Raw genomic sequence first — 15696 nt, 5'->3', positions numbered from 1 at the left:
GTTACATTCCGAACCCGGAAGCTAAGCCTTACAGCGCCGATGGTACTGCAGGGGGGACCCTGTGGGAGAGTAGGACGCCGCCGAACAATTATTCAAGGCCGCGGCCCCAGCGACTCGCTGGGGCCGCGGCCTTTTTGTGTTTTGCGAACGTGAAGAAGACCGGCAGAACGGGACTTCCGCCCAGACGCGGACGCTCCTGGCATGCCGGACAATGGAGAAGGTACGCAGGCCAGCAGGCCGGCGTCGAAACCGCGTGGCGGGAGCAGAGTCGCATGATGCTCCGTCCGCGGTGGAGCTGAAGCAGCAGAAGGAGTCACCACGATGTCGAACGAGCCCCAGGGCCGTCCCGAGCGCCGATCGGACGACGGCCGAGGCTACGAGCCCCGGTCCCGCGGGGGCTGGTCCAACGACCGTGGCGGCTCCCGTCGCGATGACCGCCGTGACGACCGTTCGTCCGGTGGTTTCCGCCGCGACGACCGTCCCTCCGGTGGTTACCGTCGTGACGACCGTGACGACCGTCCGCGTCGTGACGACCGCCCGACCGGTGGTGGCTACGGCCGTGACCGTGACGACCGTGGTGGCGAGCGCGGTGGTTTCCGTCGCGACGACCGTCCCTCCGGTGGTGGCTTCAACCGTGACCGCGGTGACCGCCCGACCGGTGGTGGCTACGGCCGTGACCGTGACGACCGTGGTGGCGAGCGCGGTGGCTTCCGTCGTGACGACCGCCCGACCGGTGGTGGCTACGGCCGTGACCGTGACGACCGCGGCGGCGACCGCGGTGGTTTCCGTCGTGACGACCGTCCCTCCGGTGGCGGTTTCAACCGTGACCGCGGCGACCGCCCCTCCGGTGGTGGTTTCCGTCGTGACGACCGTCCCTCCGGTGGTGGCTTCAACCGTGACCGCGGTGACCGCCCGACCGGTGGTGGCTACGGCCGTGACCGTGACGACCGTGGTGGCGAGCGCGGTGGCTTCCGTCGTGACGACCGTCCGTCCGGTGGTTTCAACCGTGACCGTGACGACCGCGGCGGCGACCGCGGTGGTTTCCGTCGTGACGACCGTCCGTCCGGTGGTTTCAACCGTGACCGTGACGACCGCGGCGGCGACCGCGGTGGTTTCCGTCGTGACGACCGTCCCTCCGGTGGCGGTTTCAACCGTGACCGCGGCGACCGCCCGACCGGTGGTGGCTTCCGTCGCGACGACCGTCCGTCTGGCGGTGACCGCGGTGGCTTCCGCCGTGACGACCGCCCGTCCGGTGGTTTCAACCGTGACCGTGACGACCGCGGCGGCGACCGCGGTGGTTTCCGTCGTGACGACCGTCCCTCCGGTGGCGGTTTCAACCGTGACCGCGGCGACCGCCCGACCGGTGGTGGCTTCCGTCGCGACGACCGTCCGTCTGGCGGTGACCGCGGTGGCTTCCGCCGTGACGACCGCCCGTCCGGTGGTTTCAACCGTGACCGTGACGACCGTCCGCGTCGTGACGACCGCCCGACCGGTGGTGGCTACGGCCGTGACCGTGACGACCGTGGTGGCGAGCGCGGTGGTTTCCGTCGTGACGACCGTCCCTCCGGTGGTGGCTTCAACCGTGACCGCGGCGACCGCCCCTCCGGTGGTGGCTTCCGCCGTGACGACCGTCCGTCCGGCGGTGACCGCGGTGGCTTCCGCCGTGACGACCGCCCGAGTGGTTTCCGTCGTGACGACCGCCAGGGCGGCGGCTACGGTCGGGATCGTGACGACCGCGGCGGTGACCGTCGGGACTACGACGACCGCCGGGGCAACTACGAGCCCGTCAAGCGTCTGCCGATCCCGGAGGACATCACCGGCTTCGAGCTGGACGCGGACGTGCGCCAGGAGCTCAAGAGCCTGCCCAAGACCCTCGCGGACGACGTCGCCCGCAACCTGGTGATGGTGGCCCGCATGCTCGACAGCGAGCCGGAGGAGGCCTACCAGTACTCGCGTGTCGCGCTCCGTCTGGCCTCCCGCGTGGCGGCGGTCCGTGAGGCGGCCGGTTTCGCCTCGTACATGACGCAGCGTTACTCCGAGGCGCTGACCGAGTTCCGCGCCGCCCGTCGGATGACCGGCCGGGCGGACCTGTGGCCGGTGATGGCCGACTGCGAGCGCGGTCTGGGCCGCCCGGAGCGGGCGCTGGCGATGGCCGGTGAGCCCGAGGTGAAGCAGCTGGACAAGGCCGGCCAGGTCGAGATGCGTCTCGTGGCGGCCGGTGCCCGCAGCGACATGGAGCAGTTCGACGCTGCCGTGGTGACGCTGCAGAGCCCGGAGCTGGCTTCCAGCGCCGTGCACGCGTGGACCGCGCGCCTGCGGTACGCCTACGCCGAGGCCCTGATCGCGGCCGGCCGGGCCGACGAGGCCCGTGACTGGTTCGCCAAGGCCGCCGAGGCCGACACCGACGGCACCACCAACGCCTCGGAGCGGCTCGCCGAGATCGACGGCGTGGAGTTCATCGACACGCTCGACCCGGAGCTGGCCGAGGACGAGACCGAGTCGACGGATGCGCCGGCGAAGAAGCGCGGTGGCGGCGACAACGCCGACGACCGCGTGATCTTCGAGGACGAGGAGGACGTCGAGGAGTTCTACGACGAGGACGACCTGGAGATCGACGAGGACTTCGACGGCGTCGTCCCCGAGCGCGTCCAGGAGGTCCAGGACACCAAGGCCGAAGCCGACGCTGGCGCCGAGGCCGTCGCCGACAAGAGCTGAGCAGCTCCCCGGGCAATGCCGTGAGGCCCTGCCGTTCCCTGGAATCCCGGGGAACGGCAGGGCCTCACGGCGTTCCGGCCCGGTGTCCGGCCCGGCGTCGTCGTCAGCCCAGCGCGAGGTTGCGCAGCACCAGCCCAGTGGCCGGCTTCGGCCCGAAGGAGGTGGACTTGCGCGGCATGGTGACGCCCTGTTCGGCCAGCCGTCTCACCACCGACTCCCGGACCGGGTGCAGCAGGACGGCGGTGCCGCCGGTGCGCGCGGCCTCCTGCTCGGCGGCCACGGCGGTGTGCAGGTAGCCGATGTCGTCCGGGCCGTCGGGGACGTGCCAGGTGTGGTCCAGCAGGGTGGCGTGCAGGACGGTGGCATCCAGGTGGCGCCACTCCTCGGGCCGGCCCTGCGGCACGGTGGCGTCGAGCAGGGACTCCTCGGGCTCGCCGAGCAGCCAGTAGACACCGTCGCCGCCGGTGAGGACGAAGCCGTTGCCGCCGTGCCGCTTCTGCTCGGCGAGGGCCTGGAGCGCGGCGGACAGCGGCCCGGGTACCTCCTTGACCTTCCACTGGTCGCCGAGCCGCTCCAGTGCCTCGGCCACCGGCAGCCGGTACAGCACGCGGTGGATGGCGCGGACCCGCAGCGGGTAGCGGGCGGTGTCCACCAGGAGCACCAGGCCGCGGTCCCAGGGGCTGCGCGGCAGGTGGCGGTGCTCGCGCTGGAGGCGCAGGTACATCTCCCAGCGGTGGTGGCCGTCGGCGATCAGCGCCCGGCAGGTGGCGAGGTCGCGGCTGATCCCGGCGATCTCGGCGGGGTCGGTGACCGCCCACAGCCGGTGATGGGTGCCGTCGCTGGTGGCGGTGGAGAGCAGCGGCTCGCGCTCGACCGTCCGTTCGATCACGCCGGAGGCGCCGCCGTTGCCCCGGTAGGTGAGCAGCAGCGGTTCCAGGTTGGCCCGGGTGGTGCGCATCAGGCCGACCCGGTCGGCGACCGGCCGCGGCATCACGTCCTCGTGCGGGAGCACCACGCCGCCCTCGCGGCCGCTCACCGCGAGGGCGCCGATCAGGCCGCGCTGGAGCAGTTCGGGGGAGTCGTCGGTGGCCGGCACCCGTTGCTCGTAGACGTAGAGCGCGGGCTCGGGGTCGGCGGCCAGGATGCCCTCGCGTTGCCAGGCGGCCAGGAGCCGGGCGGCGTGCCGGTAGCGGGTGTCGCGGTCGGGGCGGTCGCCGGCGTCCTCGGGTTCGGGCCTGGGAAGGATCAGCCGGACCACGTTGTGCGGGTCGGCGGTCTCCAGGTCGAGCCGGCGGCCCGGATCCACGACGTCGTACGGCGGGGACATCACCGCGGCCAGGGCGCCGACCCGGTCGGGGACGTAGCGCAGGCCGCGGAAGGGGGACAGGGACAGGCCGGCGGTGGCGACGTGCCCGGGATCACCGGGGCCGCCCTCGGGAGTCTCGACTCCGTCTTCTGCACTGGGTGTGCTCATTCTGGGCATCGTAACCGGGTACGCGTTGTTGAGAGATCGGAATGCCCGTGCCGAGTCGTGGGCCGGGTGTGCGACCGAGGGCGAGGTACGGCATGGACGACGGGCAGGAACGGGTGGACGGCGGCGGCCCGGTCGAGTCGGGCGGACCGGTCGGGCCGGTCGGTGCCACCCGCGGGGATGCTCCGGCCGGCGGCGTGCCGGGCCGTGCACCGGGCGACGAAGCACCGGGCGGCGGCGCAGGGGCCGGCAGCGCGGGGGTCGACGGTACCGGGGTCGGAGGGGTGCCGCGGCAGAGCCGTTCCGGGGAGCCCGCCGGGGACGTGTACGACTGGTTCCGCAGGGGTGCCCAGCTGCTGGCCCAGGGGCATCCGGCGGCCGCCGAGCAACTGCTCGCCCGGGCGGTGGCGGCCGAGCCGCACTCGCGCAGCATCCGGGAGGCGTTGGCGCGGGCCCAGTTCGACGCGGGCTCGTACGCGGCGGCCCTGGGGAACTTCCGTGCCGTGGCGCTCGCGGACCCGGCGGACGACTACGCTCAGTTCGGGTGGGGTGTCGCGGCGGCCCGGCTGGGCGATTTCGAGACTTCCGCCGAGCACCTGGCGCTGGCCGTGGCGATGCGGCCGGAGAGCGACCACTACCGGCAGGCGCTGCGGCAGACCCGCGCGACCCTGGCGGCCCGGGCCGGGGCGTACGGCCCGCTGCTGCCGGGAGCACCCGGGTACGCGGCGCCCCCGGCGGGTGCCGAGGGCCCGGCCGGAGGGTCGGCGGGCGACGCCGGCGCGGGCAACGGTGCCGACGACGGCGCCTGACCGGTCGGCGCGAGGACCGGCCGTACACCGTGACGGACTCCGCGACGGAGACCGTGGCGGACCAGTGACGGAAACCGTGGCGGACCAGTGACGGACGCCGTGACAGGCTCCGCCACGCACGAGTGACGGAAGCCGCGCCGCACGAGGACGTGCGGCGCGGACGACGCAGTGAACGACGACGCAGTGAATGAGGTAGCGCAGCCATGACCGAGACGGCCACCCCCGTGCGACGGACCGCCCCCGGCGGCAGCGAGCGGCCGCTGACCGACGCGTACGACACCGCGCTGCTGGACCTGGACGGCGTGGTCTACGCGGGCGCGCACGCGATCGAGCACGCGGTGGACGCGCTGGACGCCGCCCGCACGGCCGGGATGCGGCTCGCCTACGTGACCAACAACGCCTCCCGCCCGCCGCGGGTGGTGGCGGAGCACCTGACCGAGCTGGGCGTCCCGGCCGAGCCGGCCGACGTGATCAACTCGGCCCAGGCCGCCGCCCGGCTGGTCGCCGAGAAGGTGCCGGCCGGCTCGAAGGTGCTGGTCGTGGGCGGGCTCGGACTGGAGGAGGCGCTGGCCGAGCTGGGGCTGGTCGCGGTCCGCTCGTTGGCCGACGGTCCGCTCGCGGTGGTCCAGGGCTTCGACCCCTCGGTGGGGTGGACGGACCTGGCGGAGGCCTCGTACGCCGTGCAGAGCGGTCTGCCGTGGGTGGCGTCCAACCTGGACCTGACGGTGCCGAGGGCCCGTGGCATCGCGCCCGGCAACGGCACCCTGGTGGCGGCGGTGCGGGCGGCGACCGGGGTGGAGCCGGAGGTGGCGGGCAAGCCGCTGCCGCCGATGCACCGGGAGACCGTGCTGCGTACCGGTGCGGAGCGTCCGCTGGTGGTCGGGGACCGGCTGGACACCGACATCGAGGGCGCGTTCAACGGCGGGGTGGACAGCCTGCTGGTGTTCACCGGGGTGACCACCCCGGAGCTGCTGCTGGCGGCCCCGGTCGAGCACCGGCCGACCTACCTGGCCGCCGACCTGCGCGGACTGCTCGTCCCCCACCCCGCGGTGGCGGCCGTGGACGGCGGCTTCGGGTGCGGCGGCTGGGTCGCGGGCGTCGAGGCCGGTGTGCTGCGACTGTCCGGGGCGGGGGACCGCTGGGACGGCCTGCGGGCGCTGTGCGCGGCGGCGTGGACGGTGCTGGACGCGGGCGGCGCGCCGGTGGACGGCCGCAAGGCGCTGGCCGATCTGGGGTTCTGAGAACAGGTCGGCGGTCGACCCGGGGCCGCCCTCGGCAGCGCCGGGTCCGACGGCCGGGTCCGACGGCCGGGTCCGACGGCCGGGTCCGACGGCCGGGTCCGACGGCACCGGGACGGTCCGGGACGGGCCCGGCGGCCGAACTCGGGACCGGTTCGGCGGCCCGGCTCAGAGCAGGGTGCGCAGTCGCAGCAGGTCGCGGAAGCCCGCCTCCAGCCTGACCCGGCCGCTCGCCCAGGCGGAGGCGAAGCCGAGCCGCCCGCCGACCAGTGCGACCAGGTCGTCGCTGGTCATGGTGAGCCGGATCTCCGCCTTCCCGGCCGGGGCGCCGGGGGAGACCACCATGTCCTGGATCCGGCCGTCGCGCAGTCGCCCGGTGAAGGTCAGGTCGAGGTCGGTGATCCGGCAGCTGAGCGAACGGTCGAGGGCCGCGGCCTTGCGGACGTCGCCGGTGGACTTCGCCATGTTCCGGCTGAGCTGCTCCAGTGCCTCCCGGCACTCCTCGGCGTTCGCCACGGGGCGGCTCCCTCCCCCGGTCGCTACGGTGCTGACTGCGGGCCACGGTACCTCAGGCGGGTTTTGGCGGTAGCGTCGTCCGTGGGGTGCCCGGACGTCGTCCGTGGGGTGCCCGGAACGGCCCGGGTACTGAGGGCGACGGAGCGACGCGCGTACGCGATTGGGAGGCACCCGGATGCTGCCGAGGACGGTTCGGGGAGTGGTGGAGACCGCCGCCGGAGTGGTCGAGGAGGTCGGCAAGCTGGTCGTCGGGACGGCGACCTCGATCCTGGAGAAGGCCGGGGTGGACGTCGCCGGGGTCGAGCGCCGGCTGGGCGGCCAGTTCCCGCCGTCGGTGGAGACCTTGCAGACCCTGGCCGGGGAGGCGGTCACCGCCGGGCGCGCCGGGGTGGACCTGGCGGTCGGTGTGGCGTGCAACGAGGCGGAGAAGGTCTTCGAGAAGGTCGGCGACCAGGTGACCAAGGTCGGCGTGGTGCTGGCGTACCTGGAGACCAAGCTGCGCGAGGTCGAGGAGGAGGCCCCGGCGGCCGGGTCCGGGCCGGAGTCGTACGAGGCCGAGGAGCCGGTGCCGGCGCCGCGGGCCGGTGACCTGTTCGGGCGCGGCTGGGAGTTCGAGGAGGAGCGCTCGGCGGTCCCGGCGACGGGGGAGCCGATAGTCGCCGAGCGGGTGGAGGTGGACGAGCCGGTCGAGGTCGATCCACCGGTTCCGCCCGTGTCCCGGGCCGCCCCGGTCCCGCCGGAGGCGCCCGCGGCCGAGGAGAGCGCCGCCGGGGAGGGCCTGGCGAAGAAGGGCCCGGCCAAGGAGCCCGCGGCCGAGGAGAGTGCCGCCGGGGAGAGTCCGGCGAAGAAGAGCGCAGCCAAGAAGAGCACACCGAGGAAGAGCGCGGCCGAGAAGCCGGCGACGACGGGGACGGCCGGGAAGGGGACGGCCAGGAAGGGGACGGCGGCCGGGAAGGCCACCGCGAAGAAGAAGACGACGACCGTCAAGAAGACCGCCACCGCCAAGCAGACCGAGGCCCGGTCCGAGGCCGCCACCCGGTCCGGGACGCCCGCGAAGCGTGCCGCGACCAGGAAGACCACCGTCCGCAAGGCCACCAGCACGAAGAAGCCCGATGCCCGGGACGAGTGAACCGCCCGAGTCCGTCCGGGACGCCGGGGCGTCGGACATGATCGCCCCCGTGGAGCCGCTGGGCGTCGAGCCGGTCCTCACCGGCCACCCCGGAGTGGACGCTGGCCTGGCCCGGCTGGAGGCTCTGGACGGGGTCCCGGCCGAGGCACACGTCGCGGTGTACGAAGATGTTCACCAGCGGCTGGTCGACACACTGGCCGCGCTCGATCAGGAATGACCCGCAGGATCCGTAGGAGCTGAACACCAGTGGCAGTGGCACGACGCCGACTCGACGCGGAACTGGTCCGCCGCAAGCTGGCCCGATCGCGTGAGCACGCGTCCGAGCTGATCGCGGCCGGCCGGGTGACCGTCGGCGGCACCACCGCGACCAAGCCGGCCACCCAGGTGGAGACCTCGGCGGCGGTCGTGGTGGCCAAGGACGACAACGACCCCGACTACGTCTCGCGCGGCGGCCACAAGCTCGCCGGCGCGTTCGCGGCCTTCGTACCGCAGGGCCTGGTGGTCGAGGGCCGCCGGGCGCTGGACGCGGGCGCCTCCACCGGCGGCTTCACCGACGTGCTGCTGCGGGCCGGGGCCGCGCGGGTGCTGGCGGTGGACGTCGGGTACGGGCAGCTGGCCTGGTCGCTGCAGAGCGACGACCGGGTCACCGTGATGGACCGCACCAATGTGCGCGAGCTGACCCCGGACCTGATCGGCGGCACCCCGGTGGACCTGGTGGTGGGCGACCTGTCGTTCATCTCGCTGGGCCTGGTGCTCCCGGCCCTCGCCTCCTGCGCGGCCGGGGACGCCGACCTGGTGCTGATGGTCAAGCCCCAGTTCGAGATCGGCAAGGAGCGTCTGGGCAGCGGTGGCGTGGTGCGCAGCCCGCAGCTGCGCGCCGAGATGGTGCGCCAGGTCGCGGGGCAGGCGTGGGAGCTCGGGCTGGGCGTGCGCGCGGTCACCGCGAGCCCCCTGCCGGGGCCGTCCGGCAACGTCGAGTACTTCCTCTGGCTGCGCCGGGACGCCCCGCAGCTGGACCCCGCGGAGGCGGACCGGGCCGTGGCGGAGGGGCCCCGGTAGGGTGCCTTGCGAGCGTCCGGCCCGTCATGCCGTATGGCGCGGCCGCACCGGGGCCAAGGGCGACCCGGCAGGCGTTAGGGAGAGGGCAGCGGCATGAGCGATGAAGAACGTACGGTCTTCCTGATCGCGCACACGGGCCGGGAGGCGGCGCTGCGCAGCGTCGAGGCCCTGGTGCACGGGCTGCTGAAGGCGGGTCTTCGGATCAGACTGCTGGAGACCGAGGCGGTCGACCTGGACCTGCCGGAGGGCGTCGAGAAGATGGCGGAGGGCCCCGGGGCGGCGGACGGCTGCGAGCTGATCCTGGTGGCCGGCGGGGACGGGACGCTGCTGCGCGGGGCGGAGCTGGCGCGCTCGCACGGGCTGCCGATGCTCGGGATCAACCTGGGCCGGGTGGGCTTCCTCGCCGAGGCCGAGCGGGACGACCTGGCCGTGGTGGTGGAGCGGGTGGTGGACGCGGACTACGAGGTCGAGGAGCGGATGACGATCGATGTCATCGTCCGCACCAACGGCGATGTGGTCCACGAGGACTGGGCGCTGAACGAGGCCTCGATCGAGAAGGCGGCGCGGGAGCGGATGCTGGAGGTGGTGACCGAGGTGGATGGCCGCCCGGTCTCCAACTTCGGCTGTGACGGCGTGGTGTGCGCGACGCCGACCGGCTCCACCGCGTACGCGTTCTCCGGCGGCGGGCCGGTGGTGTGGCCGGAGGTGGAGGCGCTGCTGATGGTGCCGATCTCCGCGCACGCGCTGTTCGCCCGCCCGCTGGTGACCTCGCCGGAGTCGGTGCTGGCGGTCGAGGTGCAGCCCAAGACGCCGCACGGTGTGCTCTGGTGCGACGGGCGGCGTTCGGTCGAACTGCCCGCCGGGGCGCGGGTGGAGGTCCGTCGGGGCCGGACTCCGGTGCGGCTGGCGAGGCTGCACCGGGCGCCGTTCACCGACCGGCTGGTGGCCAAGTTCGCGCTGCCGGTGACGGGTTGGCGCGGCCGGGCCGGCCACTGCTAGCACCTCCCGGTGGGAGGCCCGCCCACCGGCAGGCCGGTGGGCGGCCGGCCGCGGCTCGTCCGGATGCGCCGAGGCCGGTACGCGCCAGGGGCTTTCGCCTGTCCCGGGGTCGCGCACCGGCCGATCGCATGTCGCTGACGAGCTGTCAGACAGCCAGCGGCTGGGCCTCGTCGGCCGGTTCGAGCCGTCCGTCGGCCGCCGCCTGGGCGGCCAGGGCGGCGAGGCGTTCGACGGCGGCGGGGACGGTCGCGGCGGGCACGGTGACCGGGAGACGGATGTGGTGCTCGAAGGCGCCGTCCGAGCCGAAGCGGTTTCCCGAGGCGATCCGGACCCCGCCGCGCTCCCCGGCCCGGGCCAGCGCGGCGCCGGACAGGCCGCCGGTGGAGACCCACAGCGAGAGACCGCCGGTCGGCATGGTGAAGCTCCAGTCGGGCAGCCGTTCGGGCAGCGCGGCGGCGAAGGCCCGCGCGGTGGCCCGCAGCCGGGTCAGCTGGTGCTCCCGGACATCGGGCAGCAGTTCGCCCAGCAGTTCGGCGGCGATCAGCTGGTCCAGCACCGGGGTGCCGACGTCGCTGTAGACCCGCTCGGTGGCCAGTCGGCGCACCAGCGCCGGCGCGGCCCGGACCCAGCCGATCCGCAGACCGCCCCAGAGCAGCTTGCCCGCCGAGCCGACGGTGACCACCTGGGCGGAGCGGTCCAGTGCGGCCATGGGGCGCGGCAGCGGGGTGGAGGGCGGGACGCCCCAGCCGAGTTCGGCGGTGGTCTCGTCCGCCAGCACGATGCTTCCGGCGGCCCGGGCGGCGGCCAGCAGTTCGCGGCGCTGTTCCTCGTCGATCAGGGTGCCGGTCGGGTTGTGGAAGTCCGGGATCAGGTAGGCGACCTTGGGGCCGGCGCCGCGCAGCACCCGCCGCCACTCGTCGAGGTCCCAGGTGGGCCGCGGAGTCCAGGCGTACGGCACCGGGACCAGGCGCGCGCCGGCCAGCCGCAGCGCCTGCAGGGTGTTCGCGTAGCTGGGCGCCTCGACGGCGACCCGGTCGCCGCGGCCGATCAGGGCCCGCTGGAGCAGGTGCAGGGCGCCCATGGCGCCGGTGGTGATCAGGATCTGGTCGGGGGTGGTGGGCAGTCCGCGCTCGGTGAAGCGGCGGGCGACGGCCTCGCGCAGCACCGGGACGCCGGTGGGGTAGTGGCCGTGTCCGGCGGCGTAGTGCGGCAGTTGTTCGACGGCCCGGGCGGCGGCCTGGCCGACCCAGGGCTGCGGGGCGGGCGGGGCGGCGACGCCGAGGTCCAGCATGCGGCTCTGCTCGTCCGGCGGGACGGGGTGCAGGGCCTCGCTGGGTGGCGGGGCGCCCTCGGGCAGGGCGGTCCAGCTGCCCGCGCCGCGCCGGCTGCGCAGGTAGCCGTCGCCGCGCAGGGTCTCGTACGCGGTGGCGACGGTGGTGCGGCTCATCGCGAGGGCGGTGGCCAGCTCGCGTTCGGCGGGCAGCCGGGCGCCGACCGGCAGCCGGCCCTCGGTGACCAGCAGCCGGATCTGTCCGGCCAGGGTGCGGTAGGCGGGGCGGCGGGCGGCGGCCGGCTCGGGGAGCCGGGCGGTGGCGAGCAGCCGCGCCAGGGCGGGCGGGGTGACGGTGGTGTGCCAGTCGACCATGGCTGAATAAGTCCACTTGCTAGAGATTGGCCCTGGAGAAGGCCGCTTTGGACTGGCCATCATGGCAGGGCGGCCGTGCCGGCCGCCACCACCGGGTGTCCCGGTGGTGCAGCACCACCGCAGGAGCAAGCCTTGGCCACCACGACCACACCGACATCGGCCGCCACCACCACCCCCGCACCGGCCGCCGGGCGGAGCCTCGCCGTCCGGGTGTTCGGCGACACCCACGCCCTCGGCCGCCGGATACCGCAGCTGTTCGCCGGCCTCGTCCTGTACGGCGTGAGCATGGCGCTGATGCTCCGCTCCGGCCTCGGCCTCGACCCCTGGGACGTCCTGCACCAGGGTCTGCAGCGCACCGTCGGGCTGTCGGTCGGCGCCTGGGTGACGATCTGCGGCGCCCTCGTCCTGCTGCTGTGGATCCCGCTGCGCCAGCGCCCCGGCCTGGGCACCGTCGCCAACGTGCTGCTGATCGGCGCGGCCATGGACCTCACCCTGCGGGTCGTCGGCGGCCCCGGCGCCCTGCCCGCCCGGATCGCGCTGTCGGCCGGGGCGATCGCCCTCAACGGCCTGGCCACCGGCCTCTACATCGGCGCCCGGCTCGGCCCCGGCCCGCGCGACGGCCTGATGACCGGCCTGCACCGGCGCACCGGCCGTTCGCTGCGACTTCTCCGGACCGGCATCGAGGTGACGGTCCTCACCGCCGGTGTGCTGCTCGGCGGCACCGCCGGGGTCGGCACCGTCGCGTACGCGCTGGCCATCGGCCCGATGGCGCAGCTCTTCCTGCGCTGGTGCACCGTGCCGGTGGCCGCCGAGGACTCCCGGAAGGGATGAACTTCCGGGCACGGAGTTGCCGCGCGCCGTTGTCGTTCGTCGCGCGCCGGGGGCGGAACCTCGTAAGGTCGTCTCCGTGTTGGACGAGATGCGGATACGGGATCTTGGGGTCATCGACGACGCGGTGGTCGAACTCGCCCCCGGCTTCACCGCCGTGACCGGTGAGACCGGCGCCGGAAAGACCATGGTCGTGACGAGCCTGGGCCTGCTGCTCGGCGGCCGCGCCGACCCGGGCCTGGTGCGCAACGGCACCGGACGCGCCGTCGTGGAGGGCCGGCTTGAGCTGCCCGCCGACTCCCCGGCGGCGGCCCGCGCGATCGAGGCGGGGGCCGAACTGGACGACGGCGCGCTGCTGATCAGCCGGACCGTCTCCGCCGAGGGCCGCTCCCGGGCGCACGTCGGCGGCCGGTCCGTCCCGGTCGGGCTGCTCGCCGAGCTCGGCGAGGACCTGATCGCCGTGCACGGCCAGACCGACCAGCAACGCCTGCTGCGCCCGGCCCGCCAGCGCGGCGCGCTGGACCGGTACGCGGGCGCCTCGGTGGCCGGGCCGCTGGCCCGCTACCGGGAGACCTACCGCGTCCTGCGCGAGGTCTCCGCGACCCTGGAGGAGCTGACCACCCGGGCCCGCGAGCGCGCCCAGGAGGCCGATCTGCTGCGCTTCGGCCTGGACGAGATCGCCGCAGCCGAGCCGGTGGCCGGCGAGGACGCGGAGCTGGCCGCCGAGGCCGAGCGGCTCGGCCACGCCGACGCGCTGTCCTCCGCCGCGACCCTGGCCCACGCCGCCCTGGCCGGCGACCCGGTCGACCCGGAGGCGCTGGACGCGGGCACCCTGCTCGCCCAGTCCCGCCGGGCCCTGGACGCCGTGCGCCATCACGACGAGCGGCTGGCCGCCCTGGCCGACCGCCTCAACGAGGTCGGCTACCTGCTCGCCGACGTGGCCGGCGACCTGGCCGGCTACGCGGACGACCTGGACGCCGACCCGGTGCGCCTGTCCGCCGTCGAGGACCGCCGGGCCGTACTGGCCCAGCTGCTGCGCAAGTACGGCGGCGAGGAGAACTCGCTCGCCGAGGTGATCGCCTGGGCCGAGGCCGGGGCGGTGCGGCTCGCCGAACTCGACGGCGACGACGACCGGATCGACGAGCTGGGCGCCCGGGAGACCGAGCTGCGGGCCGAGCTGGCCGAGCTGGCCGCCGAGGTCTCGCGGGCCCGGCACGCCGCGGCCGGACGGTTCGCCGAGGCGGTCTCCGCGGAACTCGCCGAACTGGCCATGCCGCACGCCCGGGTGACCTTCTCGATCGGCCAGGTCGACGACCTGGCCGGGATCGAGGTCGGCGGGCGCACCGTCGCCTACGGTCCGCACGGCGTGGACGAGGTGGAGGTGCTGCTGGCCCCGCACCCGGGCGCCCAGCCGCGCCCGATCGCCAAGGGCGCCTCCGGCGGTGAGCTGTCCCGCGTGATGCTCGCCGTCGAGGTGGTCTTCGCGGGCGCCGACCCCGTCCCCACCTACCTGTTCGACGAGGTGGACGCGGGCGTCGGCGGCAAGGCCGCGGTCGAGATCGGCCGCCGGCTGGCCAAGCTGGCCGAGTCCGCCCAGGTCGTGGTGGTCACCCACCTCCCGCAGGTCGCCGCGTTCGCCGACCGGCACCTGGTGGTGGTGAAGACCAACGACGGCACCGTGACCCGCAGCGGCGTCAAGGTGCTGAACGACGAGGAGCGGGTGCGCGAACTCTCCCGGATGCTGGCCGGCCTGGAGGACTCGGAGCTGGGCCGCGCCCACGCCGAGGAGCTGTTGGCCGCCGCGCGGGCCCCGCGCCGCCGGTAGCCGGCGCCGGCGGCCCCCTCGGACACCGGCGACGCGCCCGGTGGCGCCGACTGTCCAAGAGGGCCGCCGACCTGGCATGGTGGCGCCTGGACACTGGCTTTCCAGCCCCGAGCGCCGCCGGGCGGGCAATCCTCGCGAGGCGGCGCGCGAACCTGATCGAGTCGGATGCGAGACGACGTGGACCATTCCGCCGCCCGGGCCACCGCGGCCGTCCCCGAACCGGGGCAGCTGCACGTGGTACTCGTCCTGGCCGCCAGCACCGGCGGCATCGGTGCGCACGTGCGCTCCCTGGCCCAGGGCCTGGTCGCGCACGGAGTGAACGTCACGGTCTGCGCGCCGGCCGGCGCGGACGCGCTGTTCGGCTTCTCCCGCACGGGTGCCAGGTGCCACACCGTCGACATCACCCCCACCGCGGGCGCCCGCAGCGACGCCACCGCGATCGGCGAGCTGCGCCGGGCCTTCACCGGCGCCGACGTGGTGCACGCCCACGGGCTGCGCGCCGGGCTGCTGTCCGACCTGGCGCTGCGCACCGCCGGCCGCTTCCCGGGCCTGCGCCCGGAGACCCCGCTGGTGGTCACCTCGCACCACGCGCTGCTGGCCACCGGGATGGAGCGCCGGCTGCAGCGGCTGATGGAGCGCCGGGTGGCGCGCGCCGCCGACCTGGTTCTCGGCGCCTCCTCCGACCTGGTCGCCCGGGCCCGCGAACTGGGCGCCACCGACGCCCGGCTGGGCCCGGTGGCGGCCCCGCCGATGCCCGAGGGGCAGCTCGCCCGCACCGAGGCCCGTGCCGCGCTGCTCGGCGCGGACCCGGACCGCCCGCTGGTGCTGGCGGTCGGCCGGCTCGTCCCGCAGAAGGCCTTCGGAGTGCTGCTGGACGCCACCCGGGAGCTGTCCGCGCTGGACCCGGAGCCGCTGGTACTGCTCGCCGGGGACGGCCCGGAGGCGGGCGTGCTGCGCGAGCGGACGGCCGCGGAGAAGCTGCCGGTGCGGTTGCTCGGCTACCGCACCGACGTGCCCGACCTGCTGGCCGCCGCCGACGTGGTGGTGATCTCCAGCCGCTGGGAGGCCCGCTCGCTGGTGGTGCAGGAGGCGATGCGGGCGGGCGTGCCGGTGGTCGCCACCGCCGTCGGCGGCATCCCCGAACTGGTCGGCGACGCCGCCGTACTGGTGCCCCCCGGCGACCCGGCGGCGCTCGGTCTCGCGGTGCGCGCCCTGCTGGCCGACCCGGCCCGCCGCGAGCAGCTGGTGACGGCCGGCCGGCAGCAGGCCGAGACCTGGCCGGACGAGGCCGCCACCGTCGCCCAGGTGCTCAGCACCTACGACGAGCTGGTGCAGCGCGGCTAGACCGGCTCCCGGACGGTGGCCCGCTAGTGAGCTGGTCTTGAGATCTGCGGTCGCCACGTGAGGCGCTTCGCGTCACAGTTTCGGTGTTCTCCGCGCTCCGGGTGGTGACATGGCGTCA

General features: G+C 74.9%; 13 protein-coding genes, 1 rRNA gene and 1 pseudogene. 12 read left to right on the top strand and 3 right to left on the bottom strand.

Features of this window, described 5'->3' with window-relative positions; genetic code table 11:
• From rrf to ACZ6EM_RS39780, 3 genes and pseudogenes are all read left to right on the top strand, one after another.
• Positions 1–86, top strand: a 5S ribosomal RNA gene (gene rrf, locus ACZ6EM_RS39790); the annotation flags it as partial.
• Positions 87–825: 739 nt separating this feature from the next.
• Positions 826–1470 (top strand): annotated as a pseudogene (locus ACZ6EM_RS39785) (hypothetical protein); the annotation flags it as partial.
• Between the two features lie 369 nt (positions 1471–1839).
• Positions 1840–2715, top strand: coding sequence for a tetratricopeptide repeat protein (locus tag ACZ6EM_RS39780; RefSeq protein ID WP_465774612.1), 876 nt, complete (start codon positions 1840–1842; stop codon positions 2713–2715).
• A gap of 103 nt (positions 2716–2818) precedes the next feature.
• Here the strand turns inward: ACZ6EM_RS39780 and ACZ6EM_RS39775 are convergent, their stop codons facing one another.
• Complete coding sequence (locus ACZ6EM_RS39775; RefSeq protein WP_387693572.1) at positions 2819–4189, bottom strand: DUF1015 family protein; 1371 nt, start codon at positions 4187–4189, stop codon at positions 2819–2821.
• A gap of 92 nt (positions 4190–4281) precedes the next feature.
• Here ACZ6EM_RS39775 and ACZ6EM_RS39770 point away from each other — a divergent pair, with 92 nt between their 5' ends.
• Both ACZ6EM_RS39770 and ACZ6EM_RS39765 read left to right on the top strand, forming a co-directional pair.
• Positions 4282–4995 carry a tetratricopeptide repeat protein gene (locus ACZ6EM_RS39770; protein WP_465774611.1) on the top strand — a complete coding sequence of 238 codons (714 nt, stop codon included), beginning with the start codon at positions 4282–4284 and terminating at the stop codon, positions 4993–4995.
• 203 nt (positions 4996–5198) lie between these two features.
• A complete protein-coding gene (locus ACZ6EM_RS39765) occupies positions 5199–6236 on the top strand; it encodes an HAD-IIA family hydrolase (RefSeq protein WP_359899179.1) in 1038 nt (345 codons plus the stop codon).
• Positions 6237–6401: 165 nt separating this feature from the next.
• Here ACZ6EM_RS39765 and ACZ6EM_RS39760 read toward each other — a convergent pair whose 3' ends face one another.
• Positions 6402–6749, bottom strand: coding sequence for an SCP2 sterol-binding domain-containing protein (locus ACZ6EM_RS39760; RefSeq protein WP_387734306.1), 348 nt, complete (start codon positions 6747–6749; stop codon positions 6402–6404).
• A gap of 199 nt (positions 6750–6948) precedes the next feature.
• Here ACZ6EM_RS39760 and ACZ6EM_RS39755 point away from each other — a divergent pair, with 199 nt between their 5' ends.
• The 4 genes from ACZ6EM_RS39755 to ACZ6EM_RS39740 all read left to right on the top strand — a co-directional run bounded on the left by ACZ6EM_RS39755 (position 6949) and on the right by ACZ6EM_RS39740 (position 9936).
• Positions 6949–7878 carry a hypothetical protein gene (locus ACZ6EM_RS39755; protein WP_465774610.1) on the top strand — a complete coding sequence of 310 codons (930 nt, stop codon included), beginning with the start codon at positions 6949–6951 and terminating at the stop codon, positions 7876–7878.
• The gene (locus tag ACZ6EM_RS39750) at positions 7862–8095 is read left to right on the top strand and encodes a hypothetical protein (RefSeq protein ID WP_359899185.1); all 234 of its coding nucleotides are present in this window, start codon (positions 7862–7864) and stop codon (positions 8093–8095) included. Before ACZ6EM_RS39755 ends, ACZ6EM_RS39750 begins: the two co-directional genes overlap by 17 nt.
• Before the next feature lie 35 nt (positions 8096–8130).
• A complete protein-coding gene (locus ACZ6EM_RS39745; protein ID WP_359899304.1) occupies positions 8131–8937 on the top strand; it encodes a TlyA family RNA methyltransferase in 807 nt (268 codons plus the stop codon).
• A gap of 93 nt (positions 8938–9030) precedes the next feature.
• Positions 9031–9936 carry an NAD kinase gene (locus ACZ6EM_RS39740; RefSeq protein ID WP_401048625.1) on the top strand — a complete coding sequence of 302 codons (906 nt, stop codon included), beginning with the start codon at positions 9031–9033 and terminating at the stop codon, positions 9934–9936.
• Positions 9937–10081: 145 nt separating this feature from the next.
• On the opposite strand, the gene yczR is transcribed toward ACZ6EM_RS39740, so the two are convergent.
• Positions 10082–11581: a MocR-like transcription factor YczR gene (yczR, locus tag ACZ6EM_RS39735; RefSeq protein ID WP_401048627.1), complete on the bottom strand. Its 1500-nt coding sequence runs from the start codon at positions 11579–11581 to the stop codon at positions 10082–10084.
• A 210-nt stretch (positions 11582–11791) separates the two neighbouring features.
• Here yczR and yczE point away from each other — a divergent pair, with 210 nt between their 5' ends.
• The 3 genes from yczE (at position 11792) to ACZ6EM_RS39720 (ending at position 15578) form a co-directional block, all read left to right on the top strand.
• Complete coding sequence (gene yczE / locus ACZ6EM_RS39730) at positions 11792–12412, top strand: membrane protein YczE (RefSeq protein WP_452180575.1); 621 nt, start codon at positions 11792–11794, stop codon at positions 12410–12412.
• A gap of 88 nt (positions 12413–12500) precedes the next feature.
• Positions 12501–14234 (top strand): DNA repair protein RecN, encoded by a 1734-nt coding sequence (gene recN / locus ACZ6EM_RS39725; RefSeq protein ID WP_401048631.1) that lies wholly within the window; start codon positions 12501–12503, stop codon positions 14232–14234.
• Between the two features lie 165 nt (positions 14235–14399).
• Positions 14400–15578 (top strand): glycosyltransferase family 4 protein, encoded by a 1179-nt coding sequence (locus ACZ6EM_RS39720; protein ID WP_465774609.1) that lies wholly within the window; start codon positions 14400–14402, stop codon positions 15576–15578.
• Positions 15579–15696: the final 118 nt, after the last annotated feature.

Source organism: Kitasatospora sp. NPDC041917, from assembly GCF_055589745.1.
Note: the sequence above shows the minus strand (reverse complement) of the source record. Positions and strands in the feature narration are given on the sequence as shown.